Raw genomic sequence first — 14134 nt, forward strand, 5'->3', positions numbered from 1 at the left:
CACCGGGCGCTGTGGGGGACCCGGCGTACCGCGCCGTCTTCCAGGCGGACGGCCCGCCTCCCGGGCCTCCGGGGCCTCCCGGATCCGCCTCCGGCCCGCCCGGCCCGCCCGGTCCCGTCGTGGCCGCCCCGTCGCCGTCCGCGCAGGGGGCGCCGTGAACCGCCCGGTCCGCCGGGCGCTCCGCCGCGACCCGCGCCTGCTGGTCAGGCTCGCCGCGTGGTCGGTGGCGGAGACGGCGCCCGCCCTCGTCGTGGGCCTGGCCGTGGCGCGGGCGATCGACGACGGTTTCGCCGCGGGCCGGCCCGGCACCGGTTTCGCCTGGCTGGCGGTCCTCGCCGCCGCCTGGCTGGTGGGCGCGGCGGGCGCGCGGCAGGTCGTGCTGGCCGTCGCCGCGATCGTGGAGCCGTTCCGGGAGGACCTGCTCGGCCACGTCGTGGAGAGCGCGCTGGACCGCGCGTCCGCCGCCGGGCACGGGCCGGGCTCCGCGGCCGTGGCCCGGTCCAACCTCCAGGTGGAGCTGGCCCGTGACGCTTTCGCCTCGGTCATCACGGTGGTCAGGTCGTTCGCCTTCACCGTGGTGAGCGTGGTGCTGGGGCTGGGCGCGCTGGTCCCCGAGGTGCTGGTGCTGGTGCTGCCGCCGTTCGCGGCCGGCGTCGGGCTGTTCCTGCTGTCGCTGCCGGCCATGGCCCGGCGGCAGCGGGAGTTCCTGCTGGCCGACGAACGCACCGCCGGGTCGCTGGCCGCCGCGGTGGGCGCCCTGCGGGACGTCACCGCCTGCGCGGCGGAGGACAGGGTGGCCGCCTCCGTCGGCGCGCGGGTGGCGGAGCAGGCCGCCGCGGGGCGGTCACTGGCCCGGGTGACCGCCCTGCGCACGCTGTCGCTGGCGGTGGGCGGCCGGCTGCCGGTCCTGCTGATCCTGGCCGGCACCCCCTGGCTGCTGTCGCGGGGGGCCGGGGCCGGGGTGGTCCTCGGCGCCCTGGCGTACGTGACGCAGTCGCTGGCTCCGGCACTGGGCAACCTCGTGCAGGGGCTGGGGATCAGCGGTGTGCGGCTGCGGGTGTCGCTGGACCGCATCCTGCGGCCGGACGTCCCGCCCGGTCCCGCCTCCCCCGCCCTCCCGACCACCGCCGCCGAGCGCCCTACGCTCTCCCCCTCCCCCTCCCCCTGTCCCCTCACCTCCGCCTCCGGGTCCCCGGCCCCCTCCCCCGGTCCCGCGGCTCCGCCGTACGGTCCGGCCGCCGGGCGGGTCACCGCCCGGAACGTGCGCGCCGAGCTGCGCGGGGTCGCCTTCGCGTACGGCCCGCACGCCGAGCCGGTGATCTCCGGCCTGGACCTGTCGATCCCCGAGGGCGACCACCTCGCCGTGGTGGGACCCAGCGGCATCGGCAAATCGACGCTGGGCGCGCTGCTGGCCGGGGTGCTGCGGCCCGGCGCGGGCCGCGTCGAGGTCGGCGGCGTCCCCGCCGACCGGCTCGATCCGGCCTGCCGGGTGCTGATCCCCCAGGAGGCGTACGTCTTCCGGGGCACGCTGTGGGACAACCTCACCTACCTGGCGCCAGCGTCGCGCGAGGAGGTGGACGCCGCCGCCCGCGAGGTGGGCCTGACCGCGCTGGCGGAGCGGCTGGGCGGCTACGGCGCCGAGGTGTCCTCCGGCGCGCTGTCCCCGGCCGAGCGGCAGCTCGTCGCCCTGACCCGCGCCCATCTCTCCCCGGCCCGCCTGGTGATCCTCGACGAGGCGACGTGCCACCTGGACCCGGCGGCCGAGGCCCGCGCGGAGGAGGCGTTCGCCCGCCGCGGCGGCACCCTCGTCGTCATCGCGCACCGGCTGACGTCGGCGACGCGGGCGCGGCGGATCCTCGTCATGGACGGCACCAGCGTCCGGATCGGCGGGCACTCGGAGCTGCTCGCCGCCTCCCCCCTCTACGCCGACCTGGTCGGCCACTGGAACCCCGCGACCCCACAGGAGCCGGTGCTGTGATCCATCCCCCCGCCGAACGGCAGCCGATCGTCGACCACCTGCACGGGCACGCGGTGGCCGACCCCTACCGGTGGCTGGAGGACGCCGGTGATCCCCGGACGCGGGAGTGGCTGGCCGCGCAGGAGAGGCTGTGGAACGGCCACGCGGACGCGCTCGCCGGGCGCGCGGCGTGGCACGGGCGGGTGGCCCGGCTCATGTCCGCCGGGATGGCGGGGCCGCCGCTGTGGCGGGGCGGTCGCCGGTTCTTCCTGCGCCGCGAGGCCGGCCAGGAGCACGCCGTGCTGTACACCGCCGGACCGGACGGGGCCGAGCGGGCGCTGGTCGACCCGGTGGAGCTCGACCCGTCGGGACTGACGACCCTCGACTCCTGGCAGCCCGACCTGGACGGCCGGCTGCTGGCCTACCAGGTCTCCAGGAACGGCGACGAGCGTTCGGAGCTGCGGGTCCTCGACGTCTCCACCGGGCGGCAGGTGGACGGCCCGATCGACCGCTGCCGCTACGCGCCCGTGGTCTGGCTGCCCGGCGGGAAGGCGTTCTTCTACGTGCGCGCGCGGCGGGTGTGCCTGCACCGGCTGGGCGTCCCCGCCGACGACGACGTGGTGATCTGCGGCGACGAGCGGTCCTACGGCCTGGGGATGAGCGCCGACGGCCGCTGGCTGACGGTCTCGGCGGCCTCCGGCGGCGGCAACGACCTGTGGCTGGCCGACCTGTCGTCCGGGCCGCCGGAACGCCCCGGGCTGCGGGTGGTCCAGGAGGGGACGGCCGCGGCGACGGTGCCCGCGGTGGGCCCGGACGGGCGGCTTTACCTGCTGACCACCCTGGACGCCCCCGGGGGCGGCTGTGCGTCGCCGATCCGGCTCGGCCCGGCGTGGCGGGCTGGCGGGAGCTGGTCGGCCCCGACCCGGAGGCGGTGACCGGCGACTTCGCGTTCGCCGGGGAGCCCGGCGCGCCGGTGCTGCTCGTCGGCCGTACCCGGCACGCGATCAGCGAGATCGCCGTGCACGACCCGGCCACCGGCGAAAGGCTGGGCGAGGTGCCGCTGCCCGGCCTCGGCGCGGCCGGGCGGATGTTCACCCGTCCCGAGGGCGGCCCCGAGGTGTGGTTCACCTACACCGACGGCGTCACGCCGACGAGCGTGCACCGCTACGACACCCGCACCGGGCGGACCACGCCGTGGGCCGCCGCGCCCGGCGCCGTCGAGGTGCCCGGGATCGTCTCCCGCCGGCTCGTCTGCGCCTCCCGGGACGGCACGCCCGTGCGGATGGTGGTGCTCGCCCGGCCCGGCTCCGGTCCGCGACCGGCGGTCCTGTACGGCTACGGCGGGTTCGGCCGGCCGATGACGCCTTCGTACTCGGCCTACATCCTGCCCTGGGTCGAGGCCGGGGGCGTGTTCGTCCTGGCCCAGCTGCGCGGCGGCGGCGAGGAGGGCGCGGGGTGGCACCGCGACGGGGCGCTCGACCGCAAGCAGAACGCCGTCGACGACCTGGTGGCGGTGGCCGGGTACCTCGTCGCCGAGGGCTGGACCGCCCCGGACCGGCTGGGCCTGTGCGGCGAGTCCAACGGCGGGCTGGTGGCCGCGGCGGCGCTGACGCAGCGTCCCGACCTGTTCGCCGCCGCGGTCTGCTCGGCCCCGCTGACGGACATGGTCCGCTACGAGCGGTCCGGCCTGGGCCCGGCCTGGCGGGCGGAGTACGGCTCGGCCGACGACCCCGAGCAGCTCGGATGGCTGCTGGGCTACTCCCCCTACCACCGGGTGCGCGAGGGCGTGGACTACCCGGCGACGCTGCTGGCCGCCTTCGGCGGCGACTCCCGCGTGGACCCCATGCACGCGCGCAAGCTGTGCGCGGCGCTGCAGTGGGCGACCTCGGGGACACGACCGGTCCTGCTGCGCCACGAGGAGGGCGTCGGGCACGCGGCGCGGTCGGCGAGCCGGTCGGTGGGGCTGGCGGGCGACCTGCTGGCCTTCCTCGCCGAGCACACCGGCCTGCGACTCGCCCAGGCCCCCGGTCCGCCGCCGTACGCGCCGCCGGTCGTGGACGGGGCCGATCAGGCTCCCTGACCGGGGAGCGTGCCCGGCAGCCCCGGCGTGACCAGGCCGCACTGGTAGGCGAGGACGACGAGCTGGGCGCGGTCGCGGGCCCCCAGCTTGGTCATCGCCCGGCTGACGTGGGTCTTGGCGGTGGCCGGGCTGATCACCATGTGCGCGGCGATCTCGTCGTTGGACAGGCCGTGCGCCACCAGCGCCATCACCTCGCGTTCCCGGTTGGTCAGGACGTCCAGCCCGGTGGCGGAGAGCAGCGGGCGGCGGGCGACGAACTCGCCGATCAGGCGGCGGGTGACGGCCGGGGCGAGCAGCGCGTCGCCCCGCGCCGCGACGCGGACGCCGTGCAGCAGGTCGGCCGGCTCGGTGTCCTTGACCAGGAACCCGGTGGCGCCGGCGCGCAGCGCGTCGAAGACGTACTCGTCGAGGCCGTAGTTGGTGAGGATCACCACGTGCACCCCGGCCAGGGCGGGGTCGGCGGCGATCCGCCGGGTCGCCTCGATGCCGTCCATCACCGGCATCTGCACGTCGACGAGCGCGACGTCGGGCAGGTGCTCGCGGACCAGGGCGAGGCCCTTCGCCCCGTCCCCCGCCTCGCCGACCACCTGGAGGTCGTCCTCGGCCTCCAGCAGGGCGCGGAACCCCGCGCGGATGAGCGGCTGGTCGTCGACCAGGAGCACCCGGATCACGACGCGCCTCCAGCGGTGGCGGCGTCCCCGCCGTCCATCCGTACGGCAGGCCCGCCGGGCCGGCGGGCGACGCGCGTCCCCGCCTGCCCACCGGGACGGCGGGTGACGCTCATCCTCGCCGCGGGAGCCGCGTCCGTCACCGCCGGGCGCCGCTCGGGCATGATCCTCATACCGGAACAGTAGAGCCCGGCCGGACGTCTTTCGTCCGCTCCCGGTCGCGGTCCCGCCGTACTCCCGGGGTGGTATCCGCGCCGTGCCCGCGGCGTCCGCCGATGGGGCGGGGCGTCCGCGCGGCGGAGGACGGGACGGCCTGCCGGCTCATTCGCCCGCCGCCGGTGCCATGGAGATGTTCCAGAAGCCGGCGTAGTGGCCGCCGCGGCGCAGCAGCTCGTCGTGGCCGCCTTCCTCCACGATCCGGCCGCCGTCCAGGAAGACGACGCGGTCGGCGCGCCGGACGGTCCGCATCCGGTGCGCGACCATCACCACCGTCCGGCCGGCCATCAGGCGCTCGACGCCGTCGTGGACGGCCGCCTCGTTCACCGGGTCCAGCGCGGAGGTCACCTCGTCCAGCAGCACGATGGGCGCGTCCTTCAGCAGCGCCCGCGCGATGGAGACGCGCTGGCGTTCACCGCCCGACAGCAGCGCGCCGCCCTCGCCGACGTTCGCCGTCCAGCCGCCGGGCAGGCGCTCGACCACCTCGTCCAGCCGCGCCGCCGCCGCCGCGGCCCGCACCTCGGCCTCGGTGGCGTCGGGGCGGCCGAGCCGGACGTTCTCCTCGATCGTGCCGTCGAAGAGGTAGACGTCCTGGAAGACGATGGCCATCCGCGCCATCAGCTCCTCCGTGCCGATCGCGCGCACGTCCACACCCCCCACGCGCACCGCGCCCGCGTCCACGTCGTGGAACCGCGCGAGCAGCTGCAGCAACGTGCTCTTGCCCGCGCCCGACGGGCCGACGACGGCGAGCCGCTGCCCCTCCGGCACGGTCAGCGACACCCCGTCGAACACTCTGCGACCGCCATGGCCGAAGGTGACGGACTCCAGCTCCAGGTCATGGCGTACCGGCCGGATCGGTTCGGGGGCCTCCGGCAGCGGTTCGACGCGCAGCACCGCGTCGAGCCTGGCCAGCACGGAACGCGCGCTGCGGAGCCTGCCGCCGATCTCCGACAGCGACAGCAACGGATCGGCGCAGCGGGCGGCGAGCACCAGGATCGTCAGGATCTCCGCCGCGCCGGTGTCCCCGCCGAGCGCGAGGTAGGCGCCCAGGGCCAGCAGCGCGGTGAAGACCGCCTGCACCGTGAGCGTCAGGGCCACCACGCCGGGCAGCGTCGCCAGCACGGTACGGCGGGACGCGCGCCGGATGTCCCGCAGCGAGTCGTCGAGCGACGTGAAGCGTTCACCGGTCCGGCCTCCGGCCCGCAGCACCGGCTGCGCCTGGAGGAACTCGATGACCCGGTCGGCGGCCTCGTTGTCGCGTTCGTGGCGCTCGGTGTCGGCGGCGGCCGTCGAGCGTGCCGTCCAGATCTGGATCGCCGCCACGACGGGTACGGCGGCCAGCGCGGCCAGCCCCGCCCGCCAGTCGAAGACGAGCATCACGGCGACGATCGTCAGGGGGGTGACCAGGGCGGAGACGAACGGTGCCAGCAGATGCGCCACCACGCCCATCGCCTCCAGGAGGCCGCGGCCGGCCAGGACCGACACCTCGCCGACCCGGCCCGCGCCGTACCAGCCGATGGGCAGCCGGGCCAGGTGCTCGCCGAGCCGGTGGTACATGCCGCGCAGCATCGTGGTCCCGACCCGCATGCCGGACAGGTCGCTGATGTAGCGCAGCACGGCGTAGAGCGCGACCGCGGCCCCGAACGCGACCAGCCAGGGCACGGCGTCCGCGGGTGTGCTTCCGAGCAGTGCCCGCAGCACCGGGACCAGCAGCGCGTAGGACAGGCCCTCGGCCGTCGCGGTCGTCGTCATGAGGGCCACGGTGCACCGCGTCGCCCGGGCGTACTCGTGTCCCAGCACGCGCAGCAGCATTCGGATCATCGGGATTCGTCTCCTTGCGGCACGCCGGCGGGGGTCTCGGTCTCGTCGGTGGCCGCCGACCGGTGGGATCGCCAGAGCGCGGCGAACCTTCCGTTTCGCGCCAGCAGCTCGGCGGGCCCGCCGCGCTCGACGATCTCTCCGTTCTCCAGCACCACGACGGTGTCGGCGTCGGCGATCGTCTCCAGGCGGTGGGCGATGACCAGGGTCGTCCGATCGCCCGCCGACGTCGCCAGGGCCCGGCGCACCGCCTGTTCGGTCCGCGGGTCGGCGAAGGCGGTCGCCTCGTCGAGCACCAGGACGGGCGCGTCGGCCAGCAGCGCGCGGGCGATCGAGATCCGCTGCGCCTCGCCCCCCGACAGCCGGGCCTCCTCGCCGAGGACCGTGTCGTATCCGCGCGGCAGCTCCAGAATCCGGTCGTGGATGTTCGCCAGCCGGGCGGCGCGGATCACGTCGTCGCGGTCGGCGTGCGGTACGGCCAGCGCGATGTTGTCCGTGACCGACGCGCGCAGCAGGCGAACGTCCTGGAAGACGAAGGAGACCAGCCGGTGCAGCTCCCGGCCGTCTATCTCGCGCAGATCGGCGCCGCCCAGGGTGACCGAGCCGCGGACCGGGTCGAAGAACCGCGGCAGCAGCCGGACCAGCGTGGACTTCCCGCTTCCCGACGGCCCGACGACCGCGGTGACCGTCCCCGGCTCCAGCACCAGGTCGACGCCGCGCAGCACCTCGCGATCGTCTTCGTAGCCGAACCGGACCCCGCGCAGCTCCACCCGGTGCCCCCGGGGTGCGACCGGGTGCGCGGGCTCGGGCAGCGGCGGCACCGCGAGCACGTCCCTGATGCGGCCGACCGCGCGCCGGGCGGCCTGCATGTCGTCGAAGCCGTGGCCGAGGGCCGCCACCGGGGCGGTCAGGCCCAGTCCGAGCAGCGGGAAGGGCAGCAGGTCGGCCGGGGCCAGGCCACCGTTCATGATCAGAGCTGTGCCGCCGGCCAGCACGACCAGCAGCACGAACGGCGGCGACAGCGCCAGCTGCATCCCCGCGGCGATCAGGGACATGCCGCGCACCCACCGGGAGAAGACGCCGACGAACTCGTCCGCCGCCGTAAGGAACCCGCGGTGGGCGCGCCCGGCCCCGCCGAACGCCTTGACCACCGCGATCCCCTGGACGAACTCGACGACGGAGCTCGTGATCCGTCCCATGGCCGCGTCGAACTCCTCCTGCTCGCGCAGCCGGGTCGGGGTCATCATCAGCGGGACCAGCGCCACCGCCAGCGCCACCGGAATCAGGGTGATCAGTGTGAGCCGCCAGTCGACGGTGAACAGGTAGACCAGCGACACCAGCGGCACCGCGAACGTGACGGCGAGTTCGCCGGGGGTGTGGGCGATGAACGGGTGCACGGCGCTCACGTCCTCCCCCACCACCTTGGCCAGCTCACCGGTCCGGCGCCGGGAGAGCCAGCCGATCGGCACGCGCCCCAGGTGCGCCGCCAGCCGCCGCCGGAGCGCCAGCTGCACCTGGCCGTCGAGGAGATGCCCCACCCCGGACGACGCGGCCGTGAACAGAAGCCGCACCAGCAGGCCGGCCGCGCCCGCGATCACGACCAGCCGGACATGGCCGTGGTCGACCGGGCCGGGCGACAGCAGGGCGCGGCCCAGCTCGACGACCGCCAGCAGCGGCGCCAGACCCGCGACGGCGCCGATCACCTGCAGGATCACCACGGCGGCGAAACCCCACCCGTAGGGGCGCAGCAGCCCTGCCGTACTCCGTCCCGCCGCGGGGACGGCGGGCGGCGGTGCGGGGCGCGTCTCCTCCCGGGCGGGGGCGCCGACGGTCATCGTCCCTCCGCCTTCACCGGTCTCGCCGCGGGGTGCAGGTGGCCGCGCAGGAAGGCGAGGATCTCGCGGCGCGCGGGCCGGGCGGCCGGGACCAGCCCGGGCATGCTGAGGAAGCCGTGGATGGCCTTCCGGTGGCGGGTCAGCCGGGCGTCGGTGCCGTGGGCGCGGAGCCGTTCGACATATCGGCGTCCCTGGTCGTCCGCGGGGTCCAGCGTGCCGGTGACGACCAGCGCCGGCGGCAGGCCGGCGAGGTTCTCGAACCTCACCGGCGACACGCTGCGTGAGTCGAGGTCCGGCGGCACGCTCAGCCTGCGGGCCGTGCGCCACTCCGACAGCGAGAACCCGGGGTGGCCGGCGTTCGCGGCGAGCGAGGGGTAGTCGGCCATGGTGTCCGACCAGTCCGTGCCCGGGTAGGCCAGCACCTGGGCGTGCAGCGGTGGGCCCTCCTCGCGGGCGCGCAACGCGACGAGCGCGGCGAGCGTTCCGCCGGCGCTCTCTCCGAAGACCGCGACGGCCGCCGGGTCGACGCCCCAGCCGGCGGGGTCCTCAAGGATCCGGACGAGCGTGTCGTAGCCGTCCTCGATCGGCTCCGGCAGCGGGTGCTCGGGGGCGAGGCGGTAGTCCACCGACACGACCACCGCCGGGCAGTGGACCGCGAGGTGGCTGTTGAGCCAGTCGTTCTGCGCGGGGACTCCCACGATGAAGCCACCGCCGTGGAACGAGAGGATCAACGGCAGCCTCGGACCGGCGTTCTTCGGACGATGCACCCGCAGCTTCAGACGACGGCCCGGAAGGGCGATCGTGCGCTCCTCGATGCGGGCACGGCGGTCGGGCAGGCCGGTGATGATCCGTACCACCCGGGACGACCGGAGGCGGTTGACCTTCCGCCTCGCGGCGATCACCTGGTCGTCGGTGAGCGAATCCCAGTCCAGGGTGTCCCTGAGCATGATGCGGGCGCCCAGTGGGGCCTTTTCTTTCAAGGTCGTCCTTCCGGATGAAGACGTCAGGGGGTGGGGACGGGGGTCTGATTCGGGCTTCGGACCACTTCCGCGGCCGGGGAGCCGGTCCGGGCTTCGGGCCGTTCCTCCGGCCGGGGTCCGGCCTGGGGTTCGGTCCGTTTCTCCAGCCGGCTGCCGTGGGGCAGGGTGACGGTCATGATGTTGCTGGGGATGTCCAGCTCGATGCGGTGCCACCGCCCGCGCGGGACGATGGCGGCGGTTCCGGCCAGGAGCCTGATCTCTTCCTCCTCCTGGTCCGGCCGCTCCGGGCGGAGGTAGAGACGCATCTTCCCGATGAGGCAGGACACGATCTCCTCGGCCTCGGGGTGGACCTCCCAGTGGTCGGCGTGGACGTCGGCGCCGGTCTTCGCGTGGAAGGCCGTCAGCCGCCAGCCGTCCCGGCCGGGGTCCGCCGCTCTCCTCCCGGCGTGGATCTCACCGCCCTGGTGAAGGTGGACGACGGATGCGAAGAGATCGATCGGGGCGGCGGTCATACGAGGATTTCCTTCCGGTGGGTGTCGGCCTGTCCGGTCCGTGACGGTGGGCTGATCCGGGGCAGGACGACGAGGGCGATGAGGGCGGCGGCGGCCAGGAGCACGGCGCTGAGCGTCAGGCCGAGCGCGTACCCGGCGTTGAGGGCCTCGGGCGTGGTGATCGGGCCGGTGCGGTCGTGCGCGACGGTGCCGAGGACGGCCAGCCCGAGCGAGGCGCCGATCTGGCGTGAGCTGTTGAGCAGGCCCGAGGCGGTGCCGGTCTCGTGGGGCGCGACGCCGGCGGTGGCGGTGGAGACGACCGGTGCGAGGCAGAGCCCGAAGCCGACGCCGGCGGCGATCGAGGGTCCCAGGACGTCGGTGACGAAGGCGCCGTCCGGGCTGATCAGGCCGAACCAGGCGAAGCCTGTGGCGGTCAGCAGCCCGCCGACGGCCATGAGGGTCCGCGGCGCGAGACGGTAGCCGAGCTTGACGGCGAGCACGGAGCCGGCGGCCACGGCGAGGGAGAACGGCAGGAACTCGACCCCGGTCAGGGCCGGCCCGGCCCCGAGGACTCGTTGCAGGTAGAGGGACACGAAGTAGAAGGACGAGGCCATGGCCGCCCCGACCAGGAGGTTGTAGGCGTTCGCGCCGGCGACCGAGCGGTTGGCGAACAGGCCGAACCGGAGCAGCGGTTCGCGGGTGGTGGTCCGCTCGACGCGGACGAACGCGGCCAGCAGCGCGACGGCGACCGCCAGGGTCGCCAGGGTGACCGGCGAGGCCCACGGGTACCGGTCGGTGCGGACGACGCCGAACACCAGCAGGGTCATGCCCGCGGTGGCCAGGACGGCGCCGAGGACGTCCGGGCGGCCGCCGCGGACCGGAGGCGGGCCGGCGGTGACGCCGCGCCGGACCAGGACCAGGGCGCACGCGGCCATCGGCACGTTCACGAACATCACCCAGCGCCAGCCGGCGTACTCGGTGAGCAGGCCGCCGATCAGGACGCCGAGGGCGCCCCCGGCGGCGTTCGTCGCGCTCCACACCCCGAAGGCCCGGACGCGGGCCCTGCCCGCGGGGAACGTCGCGGTCAGCAGCGCCAGTGCGGCCGGGGCCAGCGCGGCGGCCCCGATGCCCTGCGCGGCGCGGGCGGCGACCAGATGGCCGGGTTCCTGGGCGAAGCCGCCGGCGAGCGAGGCGAGGCCGAACAGGCCGAGCCCGAACAGCAGGACGCCCCTGCGGCCGTACCGGTCGGCGGCCTTGCCGCCCAGGAGGAGCAGCCCGCCGAAGGTGAGCGCGTAGGCGTGGATCACCCAGGTCAGGCCCGCCGCGCTGAAGCCGAGGCCGGCGGCGATCCGCGGAAGTCCGACGTTCACCACCGACAGGTCCAGTGACACCATGAACTGCACGACGGCCACTGCGGCGAGGGTGACCCCCGGCCGGGCGGCCCGTCCCGCCGCCGCTTCCCCGCCTCTCAGCACGGCTCGGTCCTCCGCGCCGTTCCCGTGGCCGCGGACCCGCCCGTACGGGGGCCGGGTGCGCGGGGTGACGGCCGGCGGCTCCCCGGGCTCACGTGGCGGAGCCCGCTCTTTGCTCGGATCGTGTGCATGCCGGACATCGTGCTGTCCGGGCCGGTCGGTGGTCGTCATGCCCGGGAAGGCTCCTCCTCCTGACACCGGGGAAGCAGGACCGGCCCCGCTACATCCCGGGGAGTAGGCATTCGTTACGACGTACCGGTGACGACCTCCGGGGGGAGAGATCGTAATCTGCACGGATGAGGTCTGTGGAGGGGTGGCGGCCGCTCGCCCAGGACGGCCTGCTCGCCGCGGTGATGGCCGCCCTGTTGTCGGCCGTCGTGCTGGGCACGCCGGGCACGGGCGCGGTGGATCTCGCGGCCGCCCTCGCCGGCTCGCTCGCGCTCGTCGCCTGGCGGCGGGCGCCCCTGGTGTCGCTGCTCGTCGGCACGGCCTGCATGCTCGTCGTCACGGCGCGTTTCCAGGCGGGCCCACCGGCCTCCTTCCCCGTGCTGGTGTCGGTGTTCGCCACGGTACGGGCCGGCCATCGGCTGGCTCCGGCGCTGGCGAGCGTGGTCTTCCTGGGCGTGGACCTCGCGGCGAACCTCCCCGGGTCCGACGGGCCCGTGCAGGTTCTCCAGGACGCCTCGCTGCTGGTCGGCTGGTTCGTGGCGGCCGGTGTGGCGGCGACGGTGACCCGGCACCGGCAGGCGTACCTGGAGGAGGCCGAGCGGCGGGCCGCCGAGGCCGAGCGCACCCGCGAGGAGGCGGCCCTGCGCCGTGCGGGTGAGGAGCGGCTGCGCATCGCCAGGGAACTGCACGACTCGCTCACCCACAGCATCTCGATCATCAAGGTCCAGGCCGGGGTGGCCGTCCACCTGGCGCGCAAGCGCGGCGAGGACGTGCCGCCCGCGCTGCTGGCCATCCAGGAGGCCAGCGGTGACGCCATGCGCGAGCTGCGCGCCACCCTGGAGGTGCTGCGCGACCCCGGCCACTCCGACGACCCCGACCACCCCGGCGGCTCCGGCGGCTCCGGCGGCGAGGCCGCGGCCAGCGGTCTCGACCGGCTCGGCGGCCTGGTGGAGCGGGCCCGCTCGGCCGGGCTGCCGGTCACGGTGACGATCTCCGGCACGCGGCGGGAACTGCCGCCCGAGGTGGACCGGGCCGCGTACCGGATCGTCCAGGAGGCGCTCACCAACGTCTCCAGGCACGCCGGCGGGGCGGCCGCGGCGGTGCGCGTCGGCTACGCCGACGAGGAGCTGGTCGTGCAGATCGACGACGACGGCGGGGCCGACCCGGCCGCGCCGCCCGTGCCCGGCACGGGCCTGCTCGGCATGCGCGAGCGCGTCACGGCGCTCGGCGGCCGGCTGCGGGCCGCGCCCCGCCCCGGGGGCGGCTTCACCGTACGCGCCGAGCTTCCCCTCGGGGAGCCCGTACGCGCCGGGCTTCCCCTGGGAGGGGCATCGTGATCCACGAGCGGCCCCGGCCTCCGGGGCGCACCGGTTCGCCCCGGACGGCCGGGTCCGGCGGGTCGATTCGCTCACCCGGATGATTCCGCGGGGGTGGAGACGTCACCGGCCGGTGTCCCGCCGTCAACGGATGGACGTTTTCGTGATCTTGGTGTGATGATGGGCCGCCATGCCGTTCGCAGCGAAAGACGGGAGAACGATGACCTCCGTTCCGATGAGGACCGCGATCGTCACGGGGGTGAGCCGGCGCGTCGGCATCGGTTACGCCGTCGCCCGCGAGCTGGCCTCCGTGCCGATGAACGTCCTCGCCTGCTCGTGGTCGCCGCACGACGCCGAACAGCCCTGGGGCGCCGATCCGCTGGGCGCGGAGGGGGTCGTCGCGGCGCTGCGGGAGGAACTGCCCGAGGGCGCCGGGACGGTTGCGCACCTGGCGATCGACCTGGCCGACCCGGCGGCGCCCGGTGAGATCGTCGCCGCCGCCCGCGAGCGGTTCGGCCGGGTGGACGTCCTGGTCGCCAACCACGCCCGCAGCTCCGAGGCCGGGATCGGCGAGCTGACCGCCGAGGAACTCGACCTGTGCTGGGCGGTCAACGTCCGGGCGACCCTGCTGCTGGTGCAGGAGTTCGCCGCCCAGCCCGACCTGGACGGCGGGCGGATCATCACATTCACCTCCGGACAGCACCTGGAGCCGATGCCCACCGAGCTGCCCTACATCGCCACCAAGGGCGCGGTGCAGCAGCTGACGATGAGCCTCGCCGCCCCGCTGAGCGCCCGCGGCGTCACCGTCAACTGCGTCAACCCGGGGCCCGTCGACACGGGATACGCCTCGCCCGAGGACCGCGAGTGGCTGTCCGGCCGGCATCCGCGGGGCCGGTGGGGCACGGCGGAGGAGACCGCCGGGCTGGTGCGGTGGCTGGCCGGCGACGAGGGTTCCTGGATCACCGGCCAGACGATCGTCAGCGACGGCGGCTGGTCGCTCCGCAACGGGGTGCCGCCCCGCGCCGCCGCACCGTCCGGGGACCGGTGAGCGGGCGACCGCCGGAGCGCTGACCGGGAGGACGCCCGTCCCTGGGTGACCGCGCCCCGCCCGGGACGGGGATGTCGGGGGAAGG

10 protein-coding genes and 1 pseudogene are annotated in these 14134 nt (G+C 75.5%); 4 read left to right on the forward strand and 7 right to left on the reverse strand.

Features of this window, described 5'->3' with window-relative positions; all coding sequences use genetic code 11:
* Positions 1-154 precede the first annotated feature (154 nt).
* On the forward strand, positions 155-1978 hold the full coding sequence (locus ACQP10_RS25970) for an ATP-binding cassette domain-containing protein (RefSeq protein WP_433539901.1): 1824 nt from the start codon (positions 155-157) through the stop codon (positions 1976-1978).
* Positions 1975-4037, forward strand: a pseudogene (locus tag ACQP10_RS25975) (prolyl oligopeptidase family serine peptidase). The gene ACQP10_RS25970 and the pseudogene ACQP10_RS25975 overlap by 4 nt, the downstream one beginning before the upstream one ends.
* Here the strand turns inward: ACQP10_RS25975 and ACQP10_RS25980 are convergent.
* From ACQP10_RS25980 to ACQP10_RS26010, 7 genes are all read right to left on the reverse strand, one after another.
* The gene (locus ACQP10_RS25980) at positions 4025-4708 is read right to left on the reverse strand and encodes a response regulator (RefSeq protein ID WP_386148423.1); all 684 of its coding nucleotides are present in this window, start codon (positions 4706-4708) and stop codon (positions 4025-4027) included. The pseudogene ACQP10_RS25975 and the gene ACQP10_RS25980 overlap by 13 nt on opposite strands.
* Entirely contained in the window at positions 4705-4878 is a 174-nt protein-coding gene (locus ACQP10_RS25985) for a hypothetical protein (protein ID WP_346022812.1), read from the reverse strand. The genes ACQP10_RS25980 and ACQP10_RS25985 overlap by 4 nt, the downstream gene beginning before the upstream one ends.
* Before the next feature lie 148 nt (positions 4879-5026).
* On the reverse strand, positions 5027-6742 hold the full coding sequence (locus tag ACQP10_RS25990) for an ABC transporter ATP-binding protein (RefSeq protein ID WP_433539902.1): 1716 nt from the start codon (positions 6740-6742) through the stop codon (positions 5027-5029).
* Positions 6739-8574 (reverse strand): ABC transporter ATP-binding protein, encoded by a 1836-nt coding sequence (locus ACQP10_RS25995; RefSeq protein WP_433539903.1) that lies wholly within the window; start codon positions 8572-8574, stop codon positions 6739-6741. Before ACQP10_RS25995 ends, ACQP10_RS25990 begins: the two co-directional genes overlap by 4 nt.
* Positions 8571-9554, reverse strand: coding sequence for an alpha/beta hydrolase (locus ACQP10_RS26000; protein ID WP_399499258.1), 984 nt, complete (start codon positions 9552-9554; stop codon positions 8571-8573). The genes ACQP10_RS25995 and ACQP10_RS26000 overlap by 4 nt, the downstream gene beginning before the upstream one ends.
* Positions 9555-9577: 23 nt before the next feature.
* Positions 9578-10066 (reverse strand): cupin, encoded by a 489-nt coding sequence (locus ACQP10_RS26005; protein WP_346022816.1) that lies wholly within the window; start codon positions 10064-10066, stop codon positions 9578-9580.
* Positions 10063-11520, reverse strand: a complete 1458-nt coding sequence (locus tag ACQP10_RS26010; protein WP_346022817.1) for an MFS transporter — start codon at positions 11518-11520, stop codon at positions 10063-10065. The genes ACQP10_RS26005 and ACQP10_RS26010 overlap by 4 nt, the downstream gene beginning before the upstream one ends.
* Before the next feature lie 293 nt (positions 11521-11813).
* Here ACQP10_RS26010 and ACQP10_RS26015 point away from each other — a divergent pair, with 293 nt between their 5' ends.
* Both ACQP10_RS26015 and ACQP10_RS26020 read left to right on the forward strand, forming a co-directional pair.
* Positions 11814-13022, forward strand: coding sequence for a sensor histidine kinase (locus ACQP10_RS26015; protein ID WP_433539904.1), 1209 nt, complete (start codon positions 11814-11816; stop codon positions 13020-13022).
* A gap of 199 nt (positions 13023-13221) precedes the next feature.
* Positions 13222-14049: an SDR family oxidoreductase gene (locus ACQP10_RS26020; RefSeq protein WP_346022819.1), complete on the forward strand. Its 828-nt coding sequence runs from the start codon at positions 13222-13224 to the stop codon at positions 14047-14049.
* Positions 14050-14134 lie beyond the last annotated feature (85 nt).

The organism is Streptosporangium sandarakinum (assembly GCF_050942225.1).
GTDB classification, from domain to species: domain Bacteria; phylum Actinomycetota; class Actinomycetes; order Streptosporangiales; family Streptosporangiaceae; genus Streptosporangium; species Streptosporangium nondiastaticum.

What these genes read in the sequence shown, in the direction of transcription:
- ACQP10_RS25995 (WP_433539903.1), bottom strand. Translation starts at nt 8,574, where the DNA reads ATGACCGTCGGCGCCCCCGCCCGGGAGGAGACGCGCCCCGCACCGCCG.
- ACQP10_RS25990 (WP_433539902.1), bottom strand. Translation starts at nt 6,742, where the DNA reads ATGATCCGAATGCTGCTGCGCGTGCTGGGACACGAGTACGCCCGGGCG.
- ACQP10_RS26005 (WP_346022816.1), bottom strand. Translation starts at nt 10,066, where the DNA reads ATGACCGCCGCCCCGATCGATCTCTTCGCATCCGTCGTCCACCTTCAC.
- ACQP10_RS25985 (WP_346022812.1), bottom strand. Translation starts at nt 4,878, where the DNA reads ATGAGGATCATGCCCGAGCGGCGCCCGGCGGTGACGGACGCGGCTCCC.
- ACQP10_RS26015 (WP_433539904.1), top strand. Translation starts at nt 11,814, where the DNA reads ATGAGGTCTGTGGAGGGGTGGCGGCCGCTCGCCCAGGACGGCCTGCTC.
- ACQP10_RS26020 (WP_346022819.1), top strand. Translation starts at nt 13,222, where the DNA reads ATGACCTCCGTTCCGATGAGGACCGCGATCGTCACGGGGGTGAGCCGG.